Genomic DNA, 22,655 nt, shown 5'->3' with positions numbered 1-22,655 from the left:
TCCCGCTCCTGAGCAGGAGGGACTGAGCCCTAAGCCTGTTCGAGGATCTCCTCGTAGAGCCGCACGGTGCGCCGGGCGACCGCGTCCCAGCCGAACTCCTCCACCGCGCGCCGCCGTCCTGCCTCGCCCATGCGGCGCGCGCCGTCCCGGTCCGCGAGCACCGAGTCCAGGGCACGGGCGAGCCCGGACTCGAAATCGTCGTCCACCGGCACGAGTACCCCCGTGCGGCCGTCGTCGACCACCTCCGGGATCCCGCCGGTCCGGGAGGCCACGACGGGGGTGCCGCACGCCATCGCCTCCAGGTTGACGATGCCCAGCGGCTCGTAGACCGAGGGGCAGACGAAGACGGCGGCATGGGTGAGGAGCTGGATGACGTCCGGGCGCGGCAGCATCCGCGGGATCCAGTGCACTCCGTCGCGGGTCCGGCTCAGCTCCTGGTACAGCTCCCGGAACTCCCGGTCGATCTCCGGGGTGTCGGGCGCCCCCGCGCACAGCACCACCTGCGCCGCCGGGTCGATGCCCCGTACCGCCCGCAGCAGGTGCGGCACGCCCTTCTGCCGGGTGATGCGGCCGACGAACAGCACGAACGGGCGGTCCGGGTCGAGGCCGACACGGTCGAGGGCGTCCGTGCCGTGGTCCGGCCGGTACAGGGTGGTGTCGATGCCGTTGTGGACGACGTGCACCCGGGCCGGGTCGAGCGCCGGGTAGCAGCCGAGGATGTCCTCGCGCATGGCGCCGGAGACCGCGACGACCGCGTCGGCGGACTCGATCGCGGTGCGCTCGGCCCAGCCGGACAGGGCGTAGCCGCCGCCGAGCTGTTCGGCCTTCCAGGGGCGCAGGGGCTCGAGGGAGTGCGCGGTCATCACGTGCGGCACGCCGTACAGCATCTTGCCGAGGTGACCGGCGAGGTTGGCGTACCAGGTGTGGGAGTGGACGAGGTCACGGCCCTTGAGCGCGGCGGCCATGGCGAGGTCCACGGAGAAGGTACGCAGCGCGTCGTTGGCGCCGTCCAGCGCGGACCAGGGCCGGTGGCGTACGACGCCGTCGGCGCGGCCCTCGCCCCAGCAGTGCACCTCCAGGTCCACCAGCGGCCGGAGCTCCCGCGCCAGGAACTCGACATGGACGCCGGCGCCGCCGTACACGTCCGGCGGGTACTCCCGGGTCAGCAGTCCCACGCGCACCCGCAACCCCCTGTCCGAAGCGGCCGGTCGCATTCATGGTCACCCAGATGCGGCCCGTGGGGAAGAGCCCGGCACCCGTGTGAAGCAGCAGTCCCCGCAGAGTCCGCCGCCGGGGACGCGGTAGTACAGGCAGCAGCTGCGCCGTCGGAAGCCTGTGCCGGTGAGGGTGCCGGCACCGTCGAGGAGGGGATGGGCGAGGAGCCCCGCGGCCAGTTCCCGGGTGAGGTCGGCCGCCTCGGTACGGCCGCCGGCGCGCACCTGGTTCTCCAGCAGGCGGGCGGCGGCCGCCAGCGCGGAGGCCGCGTTGCCCCGCAGCAGCCCCGGTGCGAGGCGGTACCGGGCGCGCAGGGCGGCCGCCAGCGGCTCGAGGTGGCCGTGCAGGACGACGTCCGCGACCGTCTCCGGGTCCGCGGGGCGGGCGCGCACCTCGGTGAGCCAGAGGTCGTCCGGGGCGCTGCCCGCGGGGTCCCAGCGGATGAGGCGGGCGTCCAGGTCGGGGAGCCGCCCGTACAGCACGGCGCAGCCGAGTGCGGCCGACCACAGCCGGGCGGCGAGCGCCTGGTGCGCGACCGAGGCGGCGACCCGCGCCTCGGGGGCGCCGATGCCGTCGGCGACCCGGCGGACCCGGACCACTAGGGGATGCGTCGCGGAATCCGTGGCGGGGTCCGCGTAGGCCTGGGCGAGGGTGGGCGGCGGGCCGTGCGGCGGGGTGCCCGTGCGCAGGGCGAAGAAACCGCCGAGGTCGTTCAGTGCGGCGAGGTCGGGCGCGAGGTTCACGGAAAGCAGTAGTACCAAGGCCGGTCCCGGGGCGCGCAAGGGGGATTCGCCGGGGATTCGTGGGGGTGTCTCCGTCCCGTGTCGCCCACCCAGGGGAGGACGGCGGGCGGGGTGTACTCCATCGGCAGTAGGACCTATTGACTGCTCAGGGACGACGACGTGAGGCGATCGGCACGGCAGGGTGGTCAACCATGGAAGCCGACCGTTCGTCGCGCCGGGGTCGCCGCCCCAGCCCCGCGCGGAGGTGCGACTCATGAGCGCCCTCGCGCTGTCCGTGCTGCTGTCGTTCGTGTCCGCCGTCGCCTACGCCGGCGGTGCGATCGTCCAGGAGCGGGTCGCGGTGTCCTCGCCCGGCGAGCAGTACGCGCCGCTGCGCCGGCCCGCCTGGTGGGCGGCGCTGGTGCTGAACGGTCTCGGCGGACTGCTGCACGTGGTGGCCCTGGCCTGCGGCCCGCTCAGTCTGGTCCAGCCGCTGGGCGCCCTGACCATCGTGTTCGCGCTGCCGATGGCGGCGCTGTTCGTCGGCCGGCGGGCGGGCGCCGCCGCCTGGCGCGGCGCGGTCATGGCGACGGTGGGGCTCGCGGGACTGCTGTCCCTGGTGGGCGCCTCCCACACGCAGACGCTGAACACCGCGCAGCGCGCGGGCCTGGCGGTGGTGACCGCCGGTGTACTGGTGGCGTTCACGGTCGCGGGCAGGGCGGCGCACCGGCATCCGGCGGTGCGCAGCGTGCTGCTCGCCACCGGCTCCGGCATCGCCTTCGGCATGTCCTCGGTGTTCACCAAGACGGTCGCGGTCGACTTCACCGACGGGATCGCGGCGGCGGAGCTGCCGTCCCTGACCGCGATAGGCGTCCTGGCCACGGCCGGGACCCTGCTGTCGCAGGCCTCGTACCGGGGCGGTGGTCTGGCGGCGCCGCTGGCCACGCTGACGGTGGTGAACCCGGTGATGGCGGCCGCGGTCGGGCTCACGCTGCTCGGCGAGACCTTCCGCTACGGCGCGACGGGCACGCTGCTGGCGCTGGGCTGCGGTGTGGTGGCCGCGGGCGGTCTGATCCTGCTGATGACCGAGCGCATTGAGCGTACGGGTCGGGTGATGGAGGCGGGGGTGGCTTCCGTCGCGGTGCCCGCCGGGGAGGCCCCGCCCGGCGAGGAGGTGCCGCCCGCCGAGATCTCGCTGCCTGCCGAGGTGCCGTCGTCCGTGGAGGGGCTGCCGCCCGTGGAGGGGCTGCCGCCCGTCGAGGCGTACGGCGGCTCCGGGCGGGCCGTGCCTGTGGACGCGGCCGACGGGGTCGTCGTCGTTCCCGTCGCACCGGCGGCGCGGGAGCAGAAGGACCGCACGCTGGGCGAACCTCAGCTCTTCCTCGGCCCGTTCTTCGTCGGCTCGTGCTCCGACCGGCAGTTCTATGCGCCCCCCTGCGTCCCGGGGCCCGCGCCCGCGCCCGCGCCCGCGCCCGGACGGAACGGCTCCCGCGTCAGATCCTGACGCCCCCGGCCCGCAGATACGCGAGCGGGTCGACGTCGGTGCCGAACCCGGGCCCCGTACGCACCTCGAAGTGCAGGTGCGGTCCGGTGACGTTGCCCGTGGCCCCGGACCGGCCGATGCCGCGCCCGGCGGCGACCGTCTGCCCGACCCGTACGGATATCGCCGACAGGTGGCCGTACTGCGTGTAGTGGCCGTCGGCGTGCCGGATGACCACCTGATAGCCGTAGGCGCCGCCCCAGCCGGCGCTGACCACCCGGCCGGCCGCGGCCGCCTTCACGGAGGTGCCGGTGGGGACCTCGAAGTCGACGCCGGTGTGGTAGCCCTTCGACCAGTGGGAGCCGGTCGCGTGGTAGGCCGTGCCGATGCCGCCGCCGACAGGGGCGACGAGGGCGTGCTGGGTGGAGTGGGGCCGGGACTTGGCCGTGCCGGACGCGGGCTTGGCCTCTCTGGCCGGGCGCGTGGCGGTGGACGCCTTGCGGTGCGGCTCGGCCGTCGTACGCGACTTGGGCACGGCGAGCCGCTGGCCCGGCAGGATCAGGTTCGGGTCGGAGCCCACGGTCGTACGGTTGGCGGCGTACAACTGCCGCCAGCCGCCGGAGACATGACGCTCGTCGGCAATGCCGGAGAGGGTGTCGCCGCGGACGACCTTGTACATCTCGGCGCTGCCGGCCCGCGCCTGCGGCGCGGTCTGCGGCCGTACGTCGACCTCGCGGGCGGGGCTCTTGGCAGCGCCGGTACTCCCGGTACTGCCGGCATCGCGCACGGACCGCTGTCCGGCGGTGTCCGGGTGGACGCCGGGGGTGCCGCCGCCCCTGCTGAGACCGGCCCGCGTCGAGCACACCGGCCAGGCGCCGGGTCCCTGCCCGTCGAGCACCTTCTCCGCGACGGCGATCTGCTGGTCCCGGGTGGCCAGGTCGGCGCTGGGCGCGTACCGCGTCCCGCCGTACGCCGCCCAGGTGGACCGGGTGAACTGGAGCCCGCCGTAGTAGCCGTTGCCCGTGTTGATGTGCCAGTTGCCGCTCGACTCGCAGGCGGCCACCTTGTTCCAGGTGGAGGCGTCGGCGGCGTGCGCGGCCCCGGCGCCGATGAGCGGAATGGCCATCCCGGCGCCGCCCGCCGTGACGGTGAGCGAGGCGCGGTTGATCCTGTTCGGCTGGTACCGGCGGTGCCGACCGCGTACGGCCATCTCAAGCTCCCTCGACATGCGTCAGGAGGGGCGAAAGTAACCGCCGCGAACAGGCCCTGACAAGACGGCTATCGGCCGGTTCGTCACCCCAAGTGGCCGGTTACGTACGTTGATTGGCCGGATCCGCGGGCCGCGCGCTGAGCCACTGGGCACCCGCCGCGCGTATGGAAGGGTGCCGGGTGCCGAATGTGCGCGCGCCGTACCGGCACGTCAGGATGGTCGAAGGGGCAGGAGCAGTGATACTGGCGGGCACGGGCGGCGCGACGGACGGCGGGCCGATGGCGGGACCCACGGCGGAACCGGCGTCGGACCGGCCGACGGCACCGGCGGCCGGGCCCCGGCGTTCCACTTGATGATTCACCGGATTTTCGAGGAGCAGGCGGTATGAGCACTACAGCCCAGATCGGCGTCACGGGACTCGCGGTCATGGGCCGCAACCTCGCCCGCAATTTCGCGCGCAACGGCTACGCGGTCGCACTGCACAACCGGACGGCGGCCCGGACGCACGCCCTGGTCGAGGAGTTCGGGCACGAGGGCGACTTCGTCGCGGCCGAGACCGCGAAGGAGTTCGTGGCGGCCCTGGAACGGCCGCGCCGCCTGGTCATCATGGTGAAGGCCGGCGAGCCGACCGACGCGGTGATCCGGGAGTTCGCCCCGCTCCTTGAGCCCGGCGACATGATCATCGACGGCGGCAACGCGCACTTCGCGGACACCCGGCGCCGGGAGCGGGAGCTGCGCGAGCAGGGCATCCACTTCGTGGGCACCGGGATCTCCGGCGGCGAGGAGGGCGCGCTGCACGGGCCGAGCATCATGCCGGGCGGCTCGAAGGAGTCGTACGACTCGCTCGGTCCGATGCTGGAGAAGATCTCCGCGAAGGCGAAGGACGGCGCGCCGTGCGTCACGCACGTCGGCCCCGACGGCGCCGGGCACTTCGTGAAGATGGTGCACAACGGCATCGAGTACGCCGACATGCAGCTGATCGGCGAGGCGTACCAGCTGCTGCGGGACGTGGCCGGGTACTCCCCCGCGCAGATCGCGGACATCTTCCGCACCTGGAACACGGGCCGGCTCGACTCGTACCTGATCGAGATCACGGCCGAGGTCCTGTCCCACGTGGACGCGGCGACCGGCAAGCCGTTCGTGGACGTGGTGGTGGACCAGGCCGAGCAGAAGGGCACCGGCCGCTGGACGGTCCAGATCGCGCTCGACCTGGGCGTGCCGGTCTCGGGCATCGCGGAGGCGGTCTTCGCCCGTTCCCTGTCGGGCCACGCGGACCTGCGGGAGGCGTCGCGCGGGCTGGCGGGCCCGAAGGCGTCCCCGCTGAGCGAGTCGGAGGCGGCCGCGTTCGCCGACCGGGTGGAACAGGCGCTGTACGCCTCGAAGATCGTGTCGTACACCCAGGGCTTCCACGAGATCGCCGCGGGCAGCGCGGAGTACGGCTGGGACATCGACCTCGGCGCGGTCTCCGCCATCTGGCGCGGCGGCTGCATCATCCGCGCGGCCTTCCTGGACCGGATCCGCGCCGCGTACGACGCCCGCCCGGACCTGCCGAGCCTGCTGTCCGACGACACCTTCGCCCAGGAGATCGCGGCGGCCCAGGACGACTGGCGCGAGGTCCTGGTCGCCGCGACCCGGCAGGGCGTCCCGGCCCCCGGCTTCTCGGCCGCCCTCGCCTACTACGACGCCCTGCGCGCCGAGCGGCTGCCCGCCGCGCTCACCCAGGGGCAGCGGGACTTCTTCGGGGCGCACACGTACCGGCGGGTGGACCGGGACGGCTCGTTCCACACGCTGTGGGGCGGGGACCGGTCGGAGGTGACGGCGTAGCGGTACCGGTTCGCCGGCCGCTTCGGCCGGACGGTGAGTAGATGACGGTGGGCGGCTGGAAGGCCGCCCACCGTCTTCTTTTGCCTGCGGGGGGGGCGGGGGCGCGTGCTCGCGGCGGGACCGGGGGCATGTGTGTGCGGGCGCGGCGGGAACGTGGTCGCGGTCGCGTGTCCGCTGGCGGGGACTGCGGGCGCATGTTCGCGGGCGCGGCGGGAGCGTGTGTTCGCAGGCGCGGCGAAGGCGCGTTCCCGGGCTGGACCGCTGGCGCGTGTCCGCAGGCGGGACCCGGGCGCGTGTTCGCGGGCGGGGCCGGAGCGCGGACGCTCGCGCGTGCTGCCGGCGTGCGTTCGGGCGTCAGCTCGGGCGGGGTGTCAGGGGACGGGCGTCAAGTCAGGGGCGGTCCGGGCTCCGGGTTCGGGACCGGCTCCGGGCCCGGCGGGATCGGGGACGGCGAGGGCTCCGGGAGCGGCGGACCGGGTGGAGGCTCGGGGATCGGGCCCGGGGGCTCGGGCGGGGTGGGGCCGGGACCAGGCGGCGGTCCGGGCGGCGCGGGTGGGGTCGGGCCGGGAACCGGAGGCGGACCAGGCACCGGAGGCGGAGCCGGGTCAGGACCCGGCGGCGAAGTCGGGTCGCGACCGGGCGCAGGGCCAGGGGGCGGGCCCGGTACGGGAGACGGAACCGGGCCAGGACCGGGCGGCGGGCCAGGCGTAGGACCGGGCACCGGACCCGGCGGCGGGCCGGGTGCCGGACCGGGTGCCGGACCGGGCGGCGGGCCGGGCGGCGGGCCGGGCGGCGGGCCGGGTGCCGGAGGCGGTTCCGGGGTTGGGGGTGGCTCCGGTGTGGGGACCGGGTGCGGTTGCGGTTGCGGATGCTGGGGGTCCGGACCCGGCGAGGGCGAGATGGGGTCCGGATGCGGGTCGGTCATGGCGTCCTCCGGCCAGTCGGTCGACATCGGCTCTGGACTACTCCCCACCTACCCGACCCCGGCGCCACCAGTCACCCGACGGAGACACGACGAGAAGCCGGGCGGACACGCGGTACGCGCACGAGGGCGTCGAGGGGTCGGACGGCTCAGCGTCGTGCCGCGCGTGCCGCCGCCTCGAAGCCCGGACCGGGGCTGGAGAGGACAGGCACCGACGTCGTCGTGAGGCGCTGAGCGGGAGCCATGGAGGCCTGGGCCAGGACGATCACGTCGGCGTGGGCGACCCGGTCGGCCGCGGCGGCCACCTCGCGCACGTACCCCTCGGTGTCACCGGCCTCGAAGCGGGACCAGGCGGCGTCGACGAGTACGGGCCATACGGTCACGGCGCGTCCGGCGTGGCGGGCCTGCTCCTCGATCAGCGCGGTGGTCGGCGCGAGGGTGCTCGCCAGCGCCGCGAGGAGGACCACCCGCGGCCCGGCGGCGACCGCCGCGGCCGCCATGGGGCGGTCCACCCGAAGCACCGGCACGGCGAGCCCCGCCGCCCCCGCCTCCTCCGCGACGCCCCCGAGGGTCGAGCAGGTGCACAGGACGGCCCGGGCACCCTCGGCGACCGCCCTGCCCAGCACCGCCTCCACCGCGCCAGTCACCGCCCCCGGCCCGTCCCGGCGGGCCAGCCGCAGCAACTCCTCGTCGACGAAGTGCCGTAGCACGAGGCCGGGGTCGGTCTCGTCGCGCAGCCCGTCGAAGACCGGGACGTGGACCGGCGAAGTGTGGAGCAGAGCGAGCACACGCGGCTCGCGCGCACGGCGGGTCGGCACAGTGTCGCTCACGGTCACGCTCCTGGCCGGTCAGCTCGACACGGCGTGCGGGCTGCGCTCCTGGTCGGAACCCGGCACCGGCTCGGAGGCGTCGGCGCCGAGCGCCACGACACGGTTGTCCGCGTCGACGTGGACGACCCGCGGCTCAAGGGCCCGGGCCTCGGCGTCGGTGACCTGGGCGTAGCTGATGATGATCACCAGGTCTCCGGGGTGGACGAGATGCGCGGCGGCCCCGTTGATCCCGACGACCCCGGATCCGCGCTCCCCCTCGATGACGTACGTCTCCAGGCGGGCGCCATTGGTCACGTCGACAATGTGTACGAGTTCACCGGGCAGCAGATCGGCGGCGTCGAGCAGGTCCGCGTCGATGGTCACCGATCCCACGTAGTGCAGGTCGGCCTGGGTGACGGTGGCGCGGTGGATCTTGGATTTGATCAAAGTTCGCAGCACTTTGGACTCCTAGAAGACGGCTCCCCGCCGGCTTTCTGCAGGTCAGGGGCGTCCTTCACTGTACATCGGCATGTCTTCGACTCGAAGACTTTCCAGAACATCGTGCGCCGTGGCGAACAGGCTTCTCACCTGCGCGATCTGCACGAAGCAGCCTGCCGCGAAGCCATCAACCGGGAGCATGCACGGAAGACTGCCCCGGTCCAATGCTGATTGGATGCTGACTTACCTGATGAGTCGTCAGGTAAGTTGAGAGGTCCAGAACAAGGTGCGAACTGGGGTCAGCGGCGGTGAGGTAGAGGACCAGGGCCGGCCAGCACGCTCCTCCCCCGCACGACCGAGCGCTTCCGCGTCATTTCCCCTCTTCGCCATGCCCAAGGCGCATGACAAAGTCTCGGATGACGACGGTTGCGGGTGCCCGTTCGGCCAGGACTTCCAGCAGATCGGGGCGGATCGCGACGGCACAACCGGTCATCCGCGGCCAGGCGAGGTGGTAGGAGCTCCTCTCGTACTCGGTGCGCCAACAGATGAGCCGGAGGGCCAGCCCGCGGTCGTCCTCCAGGGTCAAGGGAGCCCCGGGCCGCAGGTGCAGCGCGGCACGGAGCCACCAGCCTGGTGTGAGCGTGAGGTCGGGCAGCCCCAGACCATGAGCGGCATCCCCGGCCGCAACCATGTCGCGGTCGACACCGAGCAGCGGGAAGCTGACATGTGGAAATCCGAGAGGTAGCTGCGCTGGCCCTTCAGCCCATTCAACGAGGTCACCGTCCGAGAACGGCGGGACGTCCGGGGTCCCATGGCCCCCGCGCGCCGTTACTTCCGGGCCCGAGAACCTCAAGCTGACCGAGTCGGTCGTCCGTCTATGCAACGACAGGAACCTGCGCTTCTCCACGGAAGCGAGGATGTACCAGCCATTGAGTGGCTGGCCGCTCAGGACGTCCGCTTCCACCAAAGGCCGCACGGAGACGGTCTCCGCGGTTACGCCGACCATTGAATCGGCCGGGTCGTCCGGACCTGGCGGAGTCCGAAGGCCGGGGCGCGGCCAGCGCGCCGTCTCGAAGGCCAGGGGAAGAATCGGGCTGTCCGTCAGTGCGGTGGCCAGTTGGTCTTCCCAGGCTCGCGGATCGAACACGCCCAAACCGTTCGAGAGCCGGTGAGCGCGGCTACCTGCTGCCGTTCTCTGGACCGCTTCTTCGATCGCCTCTTCAGTGGCGAGGTAGGCGTCCGGCGGTAGTTGTTCGTCGGCGCTACGGTAGGCACGGAGCTGAGTCCTGTACCTGACTTTCGTATGCTCGCTGCCAAGCCTGCGGCGGGCATCGGCCAGGACCGCCCGGACCAGCCCCGGCTGCGCCTGCTCGGCTTCGTACAGCCGTGCGCCGGCCAGTTCTCGTACGAGCCCTTCCAGCGCCTGATCGTCTCGGTCGTCTTTCTGCCCGGAGGACGTCCACAGACGGACGGGGGGCTGCAACACGTCCGGGGCGGAAGGCCCCATGGGGACATCCGCCGCATTGATGAGCAGCCGACGGGCAAGGGCCCGGACGGTGAGCAGAGGTCCTTGGGCCAGCGCCCCGAGCGCGTCCTGGCAGTTCTCCAAGACGGCCCGGCCAGCTGGCCCCTGCTCCTCGAGGAGACACAGCAACCAGGTCAGCGTCGCCGGATCAGACGCATGCTCCAGTGCCAGGGCCACGGCGGGTGCTGCTGCCTCCGGGCGCAGTGAGACGAGAGCCCGAGCGGCAATCATCGACCGCCGCTTGGCCTCGCGTCCCGCATGGGCCACTCCCGCCAGTGCCGCGGTCGCAAAGGCGCAGTCCAGATCGCCGTGTACCGCCGCGCCAGTGTCCCGGTCGGGGGCGTAGTACGGGTAGTCGGGGTCGTCGCTGTCGTGGACTCGAGGCGCCCGACTCTCGATGACCGCCGCCGCTTCGTCCCACAGCGCGAACCCCAAATCGAGGGAGCTATGCCCGGGCAGGCCGACGGCCTGGCGGGCGAAGGCGTAGATCAGCGCCTGTGTGACACCGTGGGTGCCGTATCGGCCGGTGCTCACGATGGCTTCTGCCTCTTCGGCGACGACGCGGAAGGTGAGGACCGGATCGATCTGCGCGGCTCTGCTCAGGGCGTCGAGGGACGTCTCCCCGCCGAAGTTCAGCCACCCGCCTTGCCCGCGTGTCCGCACCCAGGTCAGTGCGTACGCTTCGGCGGCCAGGCCGCCCTGGCCGTGTCGTTCGAGTCCCTCCGCGAGCTGGCGCAGGAGGAGGGGGCCGTCACGGAAATCGAACGGTCCAGCGATGGCCCTCAGGACTTGTAGAGCTTCGTCGGCACGTCCTTCGTCTGCGAGGCTGAGCAGCCGGTAACCGACGAGGTTTGTCATGCGGTCAAGGGCCTGCTGCGGTGTACCGGTTCCGTAAGGCCGCTGGCGCCATTCCCTCAGTGCTCGGATCAGACCGACAGGGCCAGGGGGTACGGGTGGCAGCACCATACCGGCCAGCAAGTCCCCGGCCGCGGGTGGCGGCGCCGGTTTCGGCGAGCCGCTCCAGCTCCGGGATTCCTCTGCGACCGGTAGGTGCGGAAGGGGCTTGATGCTCGGGCCACCACCACGTTGGGCCGCGGTGTTGAGTGCAGCGACCCGTCGCTCGTCTGACGCCTTCGTCTCGTCACCGTCGGAGGAGTCGTAGCGCACCGGCCGCTCGTCCGCCCGGCTCAGTGCACAGCGGAGCAACTCCGACACGCCGTCAGGCATCGAAGGACCAGACGTCTGGATGAGCCGGTCCAGTACCGCCGCGTCCCCATCCAGGAGCGGACTGTCCAGGGTGAGGCGGAGCGCCGTTGCCACGACCGGATCCGCCTCGTCCTTCCAGCTGTGCCAGAGGTTCTCCCGCGCACCGTGGAGGAGGTCGTTGGGGCCGTTGCAGTCGCCGAAGATCCCGGTGGCGGCGAGCCGGGCGAGGGCGACAGGATCTGCCCCGGCCAGTGTCCGCCACCACTCCCGCCGGGCGGCGAGGGTCTCCTTGCCGTCGGTGTGAAGGGCCAGGCGTTCGCACAGCGGCTGGAGCTGCGCCACCCGCGCCCTGCCCCGGGCCGGGTCGGCGGCGACAAGGGCGGACAGCGGATCCAGGACCTCATAGACAGTGATGTCCTTGTGCCAGCCGTAGGCCACTAGGAAGCGGCAGGCTTCCAGCCAGCGTGCCTCCGTCCCGGCGGGTTCACCTGCGGCGAGGGCGAGGCGCGCGTGGGTGAGGAGGTACCCGGCGAGGTCGCTGTAGTAGCGTCCGCCGGCCTGCTGCTCAAACTCGCTCTGGATGGTTTTGTCCACACTGGCCCGCCGTGCAGGCGTCGCCTGCTCGACGGCGATCGAGAGCAGTAGGTCGGCGGGCAGTGGACCGCCCAGTTCACCGCGCAGAGTAGTGCTGATCCCCCGGCTGACGCGGGTGAGTGTCTCCCACGCCTGCGGCCAGTCATCGTCGGACAGGAGCACGACCGCTCTGCGCACCGTCACCTCAATGAGAGGGTGTATCGCGTAGAGGTCGCACGCACGCGGATTGCCGGCGAAGGGCCTGAGGTCTCCGGTCAGGAGCCCGAGGGCTTCCACCGCCAGGCCGGACCGGAGGTCCACACTGGCGGATTCGGCGCGTACGAGGGTGATCACAAAACGCAGCCAGCAGGGATACCATCCCGGCCCTTGGACGAGCGCCTCCGCCGCATCCAGTGCCAAGGGATCGGCTGCTGCAGCGACCGCCAGCGCGTCGAGCCATCGGGCGACGGCCTCGGGACTCCAGCGGACGCGTTCCTGCTGTATGTCACGGGTGAGTGAGAGCAGCACGTCGCGCCGGACCGGGGGACTGTCCCCCGTCAGGTCTCCGGACAGGTCGTCCGCAGCGGCCCCCAGCGCCAGCAGCCGGTGCACCGTCCCCGGCCGATGCCCCAAGCCGGCGGCCTTCCGGGCCCAGTGCGCTGCGCTGCCCGGCTGTCCGGGGACCGCACCGGCAGCAATCTGCTCGGCGAGCGAGAGACACACCGGGCCGCCCGCTGTTAGTCGCGGTAGCAGGCCGGTGACAGCATCGGTTCCCACAGTGTCGAGCAGCGCCTTCACGACGGCGTCGGCCACTGACTGGTCACCGTGCTCATCGAGCCGCTGGGCGATGGTGTCCAGCGACACTGGTGCGCTGAGTTTGTCCTGCCCTGGCCCCTCCTCCTCTGTCCCCCGGTATGCCGCGGACAGTCGCAGCCGGCCGCGCAGCCAAGCCAGGCTGACGGCCCGGTCGGAGTCTTCTCCGTACGAGGTGTTGTCGGATTCGTCCTCGCGCTGAAATGCCGTCATGTATTCGCGCCAGGGTGCCACGGCACCTGCGGCATCAAGCGCCGCGCACATTTGCAGGCCCGCCCGGGCGGGCATCACGGTCCGTCCGTCGTGCAGGAGCCGGTCCGCCATGGTCTGAGCCCCGAGCAACGCGATCGGCACGTCGACGAAGTCCACCAGCACCGAGTCGAAGCGCTCACCCTCGTAAGTCTGCGCAGCCCGGGCCAGCTCGACGCAGCGCACGACGAGCGGCCAGTTTCCCGATCTGGCGGCGCAGCGCAGCCCGGTGGCCAGGTTGTCCCTGATCGCCGAGGCCGGGAACGCGGCCGAGACGGCGCGGGCGACGAAGTCCCGTCCGATGTGGCCAAGCACCTCGGTGTCACGCCCAGCCTCGGCGAGAATCAGCAGGAGCCGTCGGAAGGCCCTCGGGTCTTCGAACAACCCCTTACCGGACAGCCATGTGGCGATTAGCGCGAGCGTCGACTGCAGGGCATCGGGATGGTCCTCGTACCCCAGGCGCAGGTAGCGAGCGAACGACTCGTGGTACACCCGGACCTCACCCTGCCCGGTCCGCTCGGAGAGCACTGGGGCCAGGACCTTCAGCGCACGGTCGATCCGGTGGCCCCGGTCCGGGACGATCTGCCCGAGTTCCTCGCGGGTGACCGGCATGCCGAGCAGGGCGATGATGTCCGCGACGACATCGGCTTCGGCACCGAGGGTCTCGTAGAGGTGGGCGTAGTAGTCCTCCAGTGAATCGCGGTACGGGGGAAGCGCCCGCACGGTTGCCGCGGCGTCCGCAACCACCTGTGGGCGGAGGGCGACCTCACGGCAGAGGTACGTCGTATACAGAGCGTTCCCGCCTGAGCGTTCCTGTAGCGCGTCGAGGAAGTCCGTGACGTCCCGGTCGTCAGTCAGCAGTGCCTCGGCTTGGCTGCTTCCCTTCAATGGGACGAGCCCGAGCCGCTCGGCCATGCCACGGAGTTCTTCCAGCGCGAGCGGCGGTACAGCGACGGTTGCTGCTCCTGCCCGTCTGAGGGGGTCGAGATGGGTCCCGGGCTGGCTGAGGACGATGAGCACGCTGCCGGCTGGGAGCGGCAGCGAGCTGAGTACCTCGGCAAGGGCCAGCGACGGGTCCGCTCTCCTGGTCCTCCCGCCGTGCACGCGGGTGACGTGGTCCAGCCCGTCCACGACGAGCGCCACTCTCCGGGCGGGATCCTTGTGGAGGGCGGTCGCCACCGCGTTCGTCAGTGCCTCCTCGTCGGCGGCGAAGCGCGGACGCTGATCGTGGACAAGGCCCGGATCCGCCTCGGCCAGCCGGCCGAGCAGGCTACCGAAGACCGATTCGGTCATCACCCGGGTCAGTTGGTCGCCGTCGGCGTCACCCAGGTAACAATAGTGTTCGGCGACCAGCCATCCGTCACGGGTGAGCTGTTCGACCAGTTGCTGGCACGCCCAGGACTTTCCTTGCCCCGGCGGGCCGGTCACCAGCAAGACGTCTCCATCGGCTGCGGCGGTCCCGGCAGCCTCCACCAGGGCGCCGACCGCGCCTGGCCGCGCCACTTCCAGGGTCCGATCGACGGGATGCGCACGTAGGACCGCGCCGAAGTCCTGGCGCAGCTGGGCCCGGCGGAGCAGTTCTTGCGATGTGACCTTGATGCCCCGCTGACGGGCGGCCCGGACCGTGCGGATCAGCGCCTCGGCCACGTCGGCTGGCGAGCGCCCTTCGTTGGGGTGGATCCCCGCACCGAGTTCGCCGCGCACACGCTGGAGGAGAAGCTGCTCAGCTGGCCCCGGCCGCTGGAGGTCCATCGTCATGGGCGGCGCGGCAAGCTCCACGACCAGGTGCTCGCAGAACCACTCCAGATCTTCCTTGGCCACGGCCGTGTCACCTTCAGCCAGGAACCCGAAGACGTTTCCCGCCTTGCGCCTGCCCTTTGCTGGCAGCTCGACCCCCTGCCAGAGAGCCTCGGCGTCGAACCGCAGGAGAGTGGTGTTCATGCCCGCCAGAAACGGCGCGTCGGACGCGCGTGCGGGCACCATGACCACGCGCAGTACGGCATCGTCCGGTGGTGCGTCCCGCATCACGATGCGCAGCCGGACTGTACGGGCGGAGGCCCCTGGGCCGTCGCGGTCGGCGACGGCGGCTGCCACGAGGCGATCCAGCCTCAGTCCGCGGCCGTCCGAAGTGAACGTGTCGTAAGCGAGGGGATGATCGTCGTTGTCCGAGTGCTTGAACTGGGTCCGCTCACGATATCCGTCCGCCCCGATGACCGTGAGATCGTCGAAACGGTCGTCCGGTACCAGTTTCTCGTCAACGTGCACGGCGACGATCCCGCCCAGCGGCAGATCCACCACACGACATGCTTCTAGCAGGTCCTGGTACTCATACCCGCGATGCGCGGCAGTCAGATCACCCATGTCCTGTGCATTGTCTCGGGTTGGGCGCCTGTAGGAGGGAAAACGAGAGCGATACTCCCCTCTGAACGAGCCACGAGGCGCAGGTATGGCGCATGGGGTGCGGCAGATAGTGTGGGACGGGCTGCGGCTCGCCGTCGCTGCGGAAGTACCAGGCGCCGTCGAGGGCCAGCCACCAGCAGGTCTGTCAGCGCCAGTTGCCGTCGTTGAGGCGGCACCCGGCCCGGCCCTTGGTGACGGTGGTGAAGATCAGCGCATCACCGTCGAGCCGGTGGAAGTGGCGTTCGAGTACCCTTGTTCGTGGGCTCGTGGTCTCGACGCACTCCACATGATGCGTCATCGGAAGCACATCGAATTTAGGGGCAGTCGATCAGACTGTCAGCGGTGACCTCCGCCTCTCCGCCGCACTCCACCCGAGAGCTCAGCTCGTTGGGACTTGCCCCTGCCGTCCTTGATGCATCCAGGCGATGACGTCGAACACACGCAGGACGCCGATGTCCTCACCGATCCCCGCCTTGTCGCGGAGACGGACCAACTGATCGTAGAAGGCGCCGTTGTCCGCCCGCAGGGCCGCAGCCAGCGCTGCCCAGAAGGAGTGGTCTGTCTTCGGTCGCTCAAAGAGCTGCTTGATGCGGATGTCGTAGATGGGGATGAGGTGGGGACGCTTGCGGGCCAGCAATTTGCCTGCGACAACCGGGCCACTGCCGTCGGGCTTGCCGGGGTGCTGCTTGGTGCCGGCCAGGCATTCCCACAATTCCCACGCCGGTCCGCCTTCCGCTATGAGCGCATCGCTTCGAGGATCCTCCAAACGTGCGTCACGAGGGATGAGCGACAGCAGGCGCGCCCAGTGCCCGTCGGGGTCGGTCAGCAAGTTGATCGCCCCATGCGGCTCCAGGGACACACTGAGCGTGGTGATGGCCACCAGGTCGTTGCTGTCGAAGCGGTCCGCGACGTGCTCGGCGTCGCCGCCCCCGCCCAGGCGCTCGAAGCACGCGCCAGAATAAAACAGGTCGCCGCATGAGCGTCGTCGGGTGAAGTACTCACCCAGCAGGCTCACAGCCTTCTCGTCGCCCCAGTAGATCTCCGGAATCTTCAACTCGATCACCTGAAGCCCTTAACTCCCTCGCCACCAGCGATGTGTCGGTGGACGGTACTCCAGCTGAGACCTTGCGGTGGCTCGGGCGGAAGCCGCGGCCAACACTCGCGCCTGTGCTACACCATATTTGGGGTGGCTTCTGGAACCTGGTCCAGGCGTGGGCTTTGGTCCTGTTGGCGCCCGAGAACGGGCAGGAACTGCCATTGGCCGATGTTCCTCTCATGAGAACCATCTGACCCCCTGTCACTATCCTCCGTATCTCAGGGAAACCTCAGTCCTCTCAGGTCGGGCCCAAGGCCCGACCTGAGGCGATAGATTTGGGGTGCTTGTTCGACGCCGGGCCACGGTCGCCGGTGACGCTGACGAGGAGTGAAGGGAACGTGGGCCGAGTGCACCAGGTGGCTGTCGAGGAAGCCCTGGCGGAGCTGGCCGCCGCTTCCGCGAACTTCGGCTTCCTGCTGCCGCTGGAGCCCCTCCTACTGCTGTACGGCGCGGGTGCTGAGGCCGACGCGCACGACCGCCCGAAACGGTCCCTCGCCCAGGCCCGGCAGTTCGCGGAGGTGCTGACTGCGGAGTCCGCCCGGCTGCTCGGCTCGGATTCCGCCGACGGCCCGGTGCACCGCGTGCTGGCCGAACTGTGCCGCTCCGGCGATCCCACACCAGACGGCGAGGCCGGACCGGACGACCGGTCCCGTGCCCGGCGTTTCGTACGCCACTGCTTCGAGCTGGGCGTCTGGTACTTCCGACTACAGACCGGAGTGCGTGACGCGCTGTCCTTCGTCCCGCCTGCCGAATGGGACGACATCCCGGCGAACTCACCGCGCCGACACGTGGCCATATGGGAGCCGGTGACCGACCTGGCCACCTGGGTCGCCCTGCTCGAGGAGTACGTCCCCGTGCTGCGGCGGACCTTCGACCGGCGTACGCCCGCCGAGACGCCCACCCGCGCGTCCCTGAAGGCGCGTTCGGCCCTCCTGGAGGCGGAGTGGCACGTCGCGGAGCTGCTGACCGAAGCGGGATGGACCGTACGGAATGATTCGGACCCGCCGGACGAGCTACCGGTGCGGGGGGTCGCGATGCGGGGCACGGCGCAATCGGACTGGGCGGCGGGACCGGACTACGTGCTTCGCGTCGACGGCCAGCCGGTGGGCACCGTCAAGGTGCGGTCCCCCCGCGAGGACCTGCGCGCGGCGATGGCCCGGACCCGTGAGGCCGGCACCCCGTCGACGGCGTCCGCAGAGCGGCGGATGCCCTACACATACGCCACCGACGGCGTCCGGGTGCTGTTCCGGAATGGGGACGACCCCGAGCCGCGCCCCCGGGAGATCTTCACCTTCCACCAGCCGGATACCGTCGCCCGCTGGCTGCGCGAAGCCGCGACCGACCCCCAGGCGCCAACGTTCCAGGGCCGCGTGCGCCACCGTCTTCCGGACCTCGGTGATGGCGGCTACCCCCGGGACTCCCTAGGGCCGGTGCAGTACGAGGCGGTGCGGGCGTTCGAGAGCTCGCTGCGCCGGGGCGAGCGCCGGGCCATGGCCCAGATCGCTGTTGGGGGCGGCCGGACGGTCACGGCCGTCACCGCGGCCCACCGTCTGCTGCGGCACGCCCGGGCCCGCCGGATCCTCTTCCTGGTCGACCGGCTGGAGCTCGAAAACCAGGCGCTGGCGACCTTCGCGGCCTACTCCGGCCCCGACGACGACGGCCGGAAGTTCACCGAGTCGTACCGGGTGGAGCGGTTAGGCCCGGACGCCGTGCCGCCCCAGGGAGTCGTCGTGAGCACCGTGCCACGGCTCCACAACGCCCTGTCCGGGGACAATCCGGCGTCCGGAGTCCGCTACCGGCCCGATCTGCCCCCCGAGTCCTTCGACCTCGTCATCGCCGACAACTGCCACCGGTCCGTCTCCCCCCGATGGCGTGCGCTGTTCGACTACTTCGACGCCCCGGTGCTTGGCCTGACGGCCACCCCAACGGACCGGTCGCTGGAAGTCTTCCAGGGCAATCTCATCAGCTCCTACACCTTCGAGGACGCCGTCGCCGACGGCCGAGCTGTGGACGTCACCATCTACCGTGTCGGCAGCCTCCGCACGCGACCAGAGCGGGCGGCCGAAATACTGGAGGAGGAGTTCGACCCCGACGTGGAGGAACCCCTCGGGCACCGTCGCTCCGGGGTGAGCGGCAAAGCGCTCCACGCCGCGCTGACGGCGTTCAAGGAGGGGCTGCCGTCGCTGTTCCCCGAGCGGGCGAGGCCCGGTACCGGGGACGTGTCGCTGCCCAAGACCGTCGTCTACGCGACCGACGACCAGCATGCGGACGAGGTGGTCGACGCGGTGCGCGTGGTCTTCGGGCAGGGGCCTGGCTTCTGCCAGAAGGTGACGCTCAAAGGCGGATCACCGTACCGGCTGCTCTCGCAGTTCCGTAACACCGTCGAACCGCGAGTCATCGTCGTGGTGGACCTGCTTACCGGGACGGACATCGCGCCCGTCGAATGTCTGCTGTTCCTGCGGGACGTCAGGTCCTCATATCGCTACTTCCAGATGCTCGCGGTCGGGACGCGCCCCATCGCGTCGGCGGCACTGAGGGCGGTCACTCCCGGCGCGTCGGCCAAGACCCGGTGCGTGGTCGTGGATCCGGTCGGCGTCGCACGACACCATTCCGGTCGGCCTTCCACGACGCGGAAGCGGGGACGGGGTCGGAGGAAGGACGCGGACGAGGCCCCGACCCCGGCCGCCGCTGCAACAGTCGACGACGCCGATGTCATGGAGCGTTGGCGGTCCTTCCTACGGACAGGCAATGACCCGGCGCGGGAGCTGATCACCGGCGCAGGGGGCCTGTCCGAGGAGGATGTCCGCAGGCTTCGCTCGTGGGCCGAGTCTCTGGCGCGGCCGCCCCACGGCCTGACGGCGGAGCGGATCTGGAGCGCCTACGAACGCGCCGGTGTCACTGTGTCGGATCCCCGTCGGCTGCGGGCACCGAAGGGGCCTGCGGACCTCCTTGCCCTCGTCCGGTACGAAGCGGGCCTGGAGCCGCGCCCGCGCCCCTACCGCGACCAAGTCTTCGACCGGCTCGACGCGTGGATCGACCACCAAAAGCGCCGGGGACGGTCCTTCGACTCCGACCAGGTCTGGTGGATGGAGCACATCGCGGACGGCACGGCGGCCGGCGGACACTTCGCCGCCGCGTCTCTCGACGCCGTTCCCTTCACCCTCAGGGGCGGCACGTCGGGTTTCCTGCGCGCCTTCGGGGAGCACGGTGAGCAGGGTGCGGTCCGCCTGCTGGACGAGCTGCGGAGCGTGCTGGCGTGAGGACGGGACTGCCGCCCGGCTGGACCGAGGTTCCGCTGGGCGAGCTGTTGCGCGAGCCCTTGGCGGCGGGCCGGTCCGGTCAGGCTGTCCCGGGAGGGGTGCCCGTCCTCCGCCTGCCCGCACTCCGGTCGGCGACGGCCGACCTCACCGAGTCCCGGGAAGGCCCGTATGCCTCGGCAGCGGAAGCGGAAGCAGCCGGCCATCTGATCCGGCCGGGCGACATCCTGATGAGCCGCAACGACGGGCCGGGGGCGCGGATCGGGCGGGCCTCCCTGGTCCGCGAGACCACCGGGCCCATGACATACCCCGGCACCATGGTGCGGGTGAGGGTCGACGAGCGGCTGATCGACCCCGAGTACCTGGTGTTGGCGTGGGAGTCCCGCGCCGTACGGCGCCAGATCGAGTCGTCCGTACGTCAGGGCGCCGGCCTGGGTCATATCGCGGCACGGGATCTGGAACGGGTTCGGCTGCCGCTGCCCCCACAATCCGAGCAGGAGCGGATCAAGACCTCTCTCGCTTTCTGGCTCGTTCGGGTCGCCGAGGAGGAAGCCGCCGTCCGCGGCACCCTGCGGCGGGTGGAAGACCTCCGCACCCTCGTGATCGACCAGGGCGTCCTCGGCCGCACCACAACCGGGCCGCACGCGGACCCGGATCCCTCCGCGGCCACGCACCGCGTTCCCCTGCCCACCGTCCCCGTGGGATGGCGCTGGGTCGCCCTCGGCGAGCTGGCCGAAGTCGTACGCGGGCCCGTGGCGAACAGCCGGCGTGCCGACGATCCGCACGAGGTCGAGGTGGGCTCCCTGCGCCCGGCCGAACTCCGGGGCGAGCGCTGGGCACACGAGCAGATGCCGAAGGTGCGGCTGGACGCCCGTAGAGCGGAGGCGACCCGGTTGAGCCCCGGGGACGTCCTTTATGTGCTGAGCGGACAGCCCGACAGCCTCGGCCTCGCCCGGGTGTGGGAAGAGGACTCCTCCCACCGCACGTACGTACCGAACCACCACGTGGCACGGGTCCGTATGACCGGGGACGCCCTGCACCCCCGGCTGCTCGCCCTGTACGCGAACGGGCCCGGCCGACGCTGGCTACGGGACGCCGCACGGAGCACAGCCGACCTAGCCTCCCTGGGCCTCGACCAGCTGCGGCAGATCCCCGTCCCCGTGCCTCCACTCGCCGAACAGGGCACGCTCCTCGCCTCCTTGGAGGCGTGGAACAGCGGACTCACCTCCGTTACGGCCTTGGCCGAGGAAGCCCTGGCGATGGCGGACCGGCTGCGCGACGGCTGCCGGGAGCAGGCCCTCGCGGGCAGGCTGCCCCACGGCGCAGCGCCGAGCAGCGAGAACGACGTACGACTCAAGGGAGCAGTGACCGTGCCGCCGACGACGCCCACCCGACGGCCTGTCAACCGACCTTCCGAGGTGGAGCGCCAGGCCGAGCACCTCTGGTCCTTCTTCCCGCCACTGAGCGACGACGGCCTAACAGCCCTGGAGTACGGCGAGCAGGTGACATACCTGCTCTTCCTCAAGGTGGCGCAGGAGTTGCGGCACCGGCCCCTCAACCGCGTCGACGTCCTGGGGCGCGACGCCTGGGACGAGCTCGCGCTGCACGAGGGCACGGAACTGATCCAGCACTATGGCGCCCTCCTGGCGGAGCTTGGCGAGCGCGGCGGCGTAGTCGGCCGCATCTTCCACAAGGGCCAGAACCGCCTCCGCCGCCCGCTGCACCTCCAGAACCTGATCCAACAGGTCGAGGAGGGGCTCCCGTGGTGGGACGAACGGCCGGAGTGGCGCGCCCCGGTCTTCGACGCGTTCCTCGCCCGGTGCGCTCAAGACCACCGGACCGCCGCAGGCCAGTACTTCACCCACCGGGAGCTGGTCGACGCCATCGTCGCGTGCTGCCGTCCGACCGTCGAGGACACGATCGTGGACCCGGCCGCAGGCACTGGGGGATTTCTGGTGCGGTCCTTCGAGTACATCGCCCGACACCTCCCGCCGGGCGTCCCGCCCGCCCAGCGGGAACAGCTGTCCCACGGCGCGATCCGCGGGACGGAACTGGTGGACGCGGCGGCGCGCCTCGCCACCATGAACCTGTTCTTGCACGGCGTCGAGCGCCTCGACGGCAACCCGGCGGCCATCGAGGTGCGGGACTCCCTCACCGTGAGCCCTCGCCGCCAGGCCACCCTCGTCCTCGCCGATCCGCCACTGGGGCAGCGACGCTGGGTGCCCCCGTCCACCGGCGCGCCCGACCTCCATGGCGCTGAGGAGCTCGCCCTCGCCCGGCCGGACTTCTGGGAGGCCACCAGCCACCAGCAGCTCAACTTCATCCAGCACGTCTACACCCTGCTGGAGATCGGCGGCCGGGCCGCTGTCGTCGTGCCGGACGGCGTCCTCTTCATGAAGGGCGCCGGGGAACGGGTACGGAGACAGTTACTGAAACAGTGCGACGTGCACACCCTGCTCCGCCTCCCCATCGGGTTCTCCGGAGGCTCCTCGGGGGTAAAGCTCAACGTCCTGTTCTTCGAGAAGGCCGCGGCCCACCCCGACGGATCGCCGGCAACCCGCCACCTCTGGGTATACGACGCGCGGACCGGACACACGGTCGTCGCCGATTCCCCGGAAGGCTCCGGTCTCGACGCGTTCGTCGCTGCCTACCGGCCCGGGCACCCGCCCGACTCCCGGGCCCCGTCGAGGGTCTTCAAGCCCTACTCCGTCGACGCGCTCCTCGCCAGACCCGACGTCAACCTCGACCTCGGCGCCGACCTGGGCGAGGAGGAGCCGGGAGACACTCCAGAGCCGCATCTGATCGCCCAGCAGATCTCCGGGCGGCTGGAGGACGCCTGGCGACGGTTCGCCAGGCTTGCGGAGGAGCTCACGCCGCCGCGCGATGCCCGTACGTTCCAGTCCGGCTGAGGGGGAT

Annotated in this window: 12 protein-coding genes; 4 read left to right on the top strand and 8 right to left on the bottom strand. The window is 71.4% G+C overall.

Features of this window, described 5'->3' with window-relative positions; genetic code table 11:
* Window positions 1-29: 29 nt before the first annotated feature.
* Complete coding sequence (gene glgA / locus CG719_RS21210; protein ID WP_100570232.1) at window positions 30-1,181, bottom strand: glycogen synthase; 1,152 nt, start codon at window positions 1,179-1,181, stop codon at window positions 30-32.
* Between the two features lie 39 nt (window positions 1,182-1,220).
* Entirely contained in the window at window positions 1,221-1,958 is a 738-nt protein-coding gene (locus CG719_RS21205; protein WP_100570231.1) for a (2Fe-2S)-binding protein, read from the bottom strand.
* Between the two features lie 253 nt (window positions 1,959-2,211).
* Here CG719_RS21205 and CG719_RS21200 point away from each other — a divergent pair, with 253 nt between their 5' ends.
* Window positions 2,212-3,441: a DMT family transporter gene (locus CG719_RS21200; RefSeq protein WP_107488231.1), complete on the top strand. Its 1,230-nt coding sequence runs from the start codon at window positions 2,212-2,214 to the stop codon at window positions 3,439-3,441.
* Here CG719_RS21200 and CG719_RS21195 read toward each other — a convergent pair.
* The gene (locus CG719_RS21195; protein ID WP_100570230.1) at window positions 3,431-4,627 is read right to left on the bottom strand and encodes a transglycosylase family protein; all 1,197 of its coding nucleotides are present in this window, start codon (window positions 4,625-4,627) and stop codon (window positions 3,431-3,433) included. The genes CG719_RS21200 and CG719_RS21195 overlap by 11 nt on opposite strands.
* Window positions 4,628-5,011: 384 nt before the next feature.
* Between CG719_RS21195 and gndA the strand changes: the two genes are divergently transcribed.
* A complete protein-coding gene (gene gndA / locus CG719_RS21190; RefSeq protein ID WP_100570229.1) occupies window positions 5,012-6,451 on the top strand; it encodes an NADP-dependent phosphogluconate dehydrogenase in 1,440 nt (479 codons plus the stop codon).
* A 1,071-nt stretch (window positions 6,452-7,522) separates the two neighbouring features.
* Here the strand turns inward: gndA and CG719_RS21180 are convergent.
* The 5 genes from CG719_RS21180 to CG719_RS21160 form a co-directional block, all read right to left on the bottom strand.
* The gene (locus tag CG719_RS21180; RefSeq protein WP_100570347.1) at window positions 7,523-8,161 is read right to left on the bottom strand and encodes an aspartate/glutamate racemase family protein; all 639 of its coding nucleotides are present in this window, start codon (window positions 8,159-8,161) and stop codon (window positions 7,523-7,525) included.
* 60 nt (window positions 8,162-8,221) lie between these two features.
* Window positions 8,222-8,641, bottom strand: coding sequence for an aspartate 1-decarboxylase (gene panD / locus CG719_RS21175; protein WP_100570227.1), 420 nt, complete (start codon window positions 8,639-8,641; stop codon window positions 8,222-8,224).
* 349 nt (window positions 8,642-8,990) lie between these two features.
* Window positions 8,991-15,347, bottom strand: coding sequence for an ATP-binding protein (locus tag CG719_RS21170; protein WP_159024928.1), 6,357 nt, complete (start codon window positions 15,345-15,347; stop codon window positions 8,991-8,993).
* Between the two features lie 184 nt (window positions 15,348-15,531).
* Entirely contained in the window at window positions 15,532-15,684 is a 153-nt protein-coding gene (locus CG719_RS35875) for a hypothetical protein (protein WP_199836707.1), read from the bottom strand.
* An 81-nt stretch (window positions 15,685-15,765) separates the two neighbouring features.
* The gene (locus CG719_RS21160; protein ID WP_100570225.1) at window positions 15,766-16,449 is read right to left on the bottom strand and encodes a DUF6308 family protein; all 684 of its coding nucleotides are present in this window, start codon (window positions 16,447-16,449) and stop codon (window positions 15,766-15,768) included.
* A 371-nt stretch (window positions 16,450-16,820) separates the two neighbouring features.
* Here CG719_RS21160 and CG719_RS21155 point away from each other — a divergent pair, with 371 nt between their 5' ends.
* Window positions 16,821-19,742 carry a type I restriction endonuclease subunit R gene (locus tag CG719_RS21155; RefSeq protein WP_159024927.1) on the top strand — a complete coding sequence of 974 codons (2,922 nt, stop codon included), beginning with the start codon at window positions 16,821-16,823 and terminating at the stop codon, window positions 19,740-19,742.
* Window positions 19,739-22,648, top strand: a complete 2,910-nt coding sequence (locus CG719_RS21150) for an N-6 DNA methylase (RefSeq protein ID WP_100570223.1) — start codon at window positions 19,739-19,741, stop codon at window positions 22,646-22,648. The genes CG719_RS21155 and CG719_RS21150 overlap by 4 nt, the downstream gene beginning before the upstream one ends.
* The last annotated feature ends 7 nt before the right edge of the window (window positions 22,649-22,655 follow it).

Source organism: Streptomyces sp. CB01373 (assembly GCF_002803075.1).
Lineage (GTDB): Bacteria > Actinomycetota > Actinomycetes > Streptomycetales > Streptomycetaceae > Streptomyces.
This window is presented reverse-complemented; position numbering and strand designations above follow the sequence as displayed.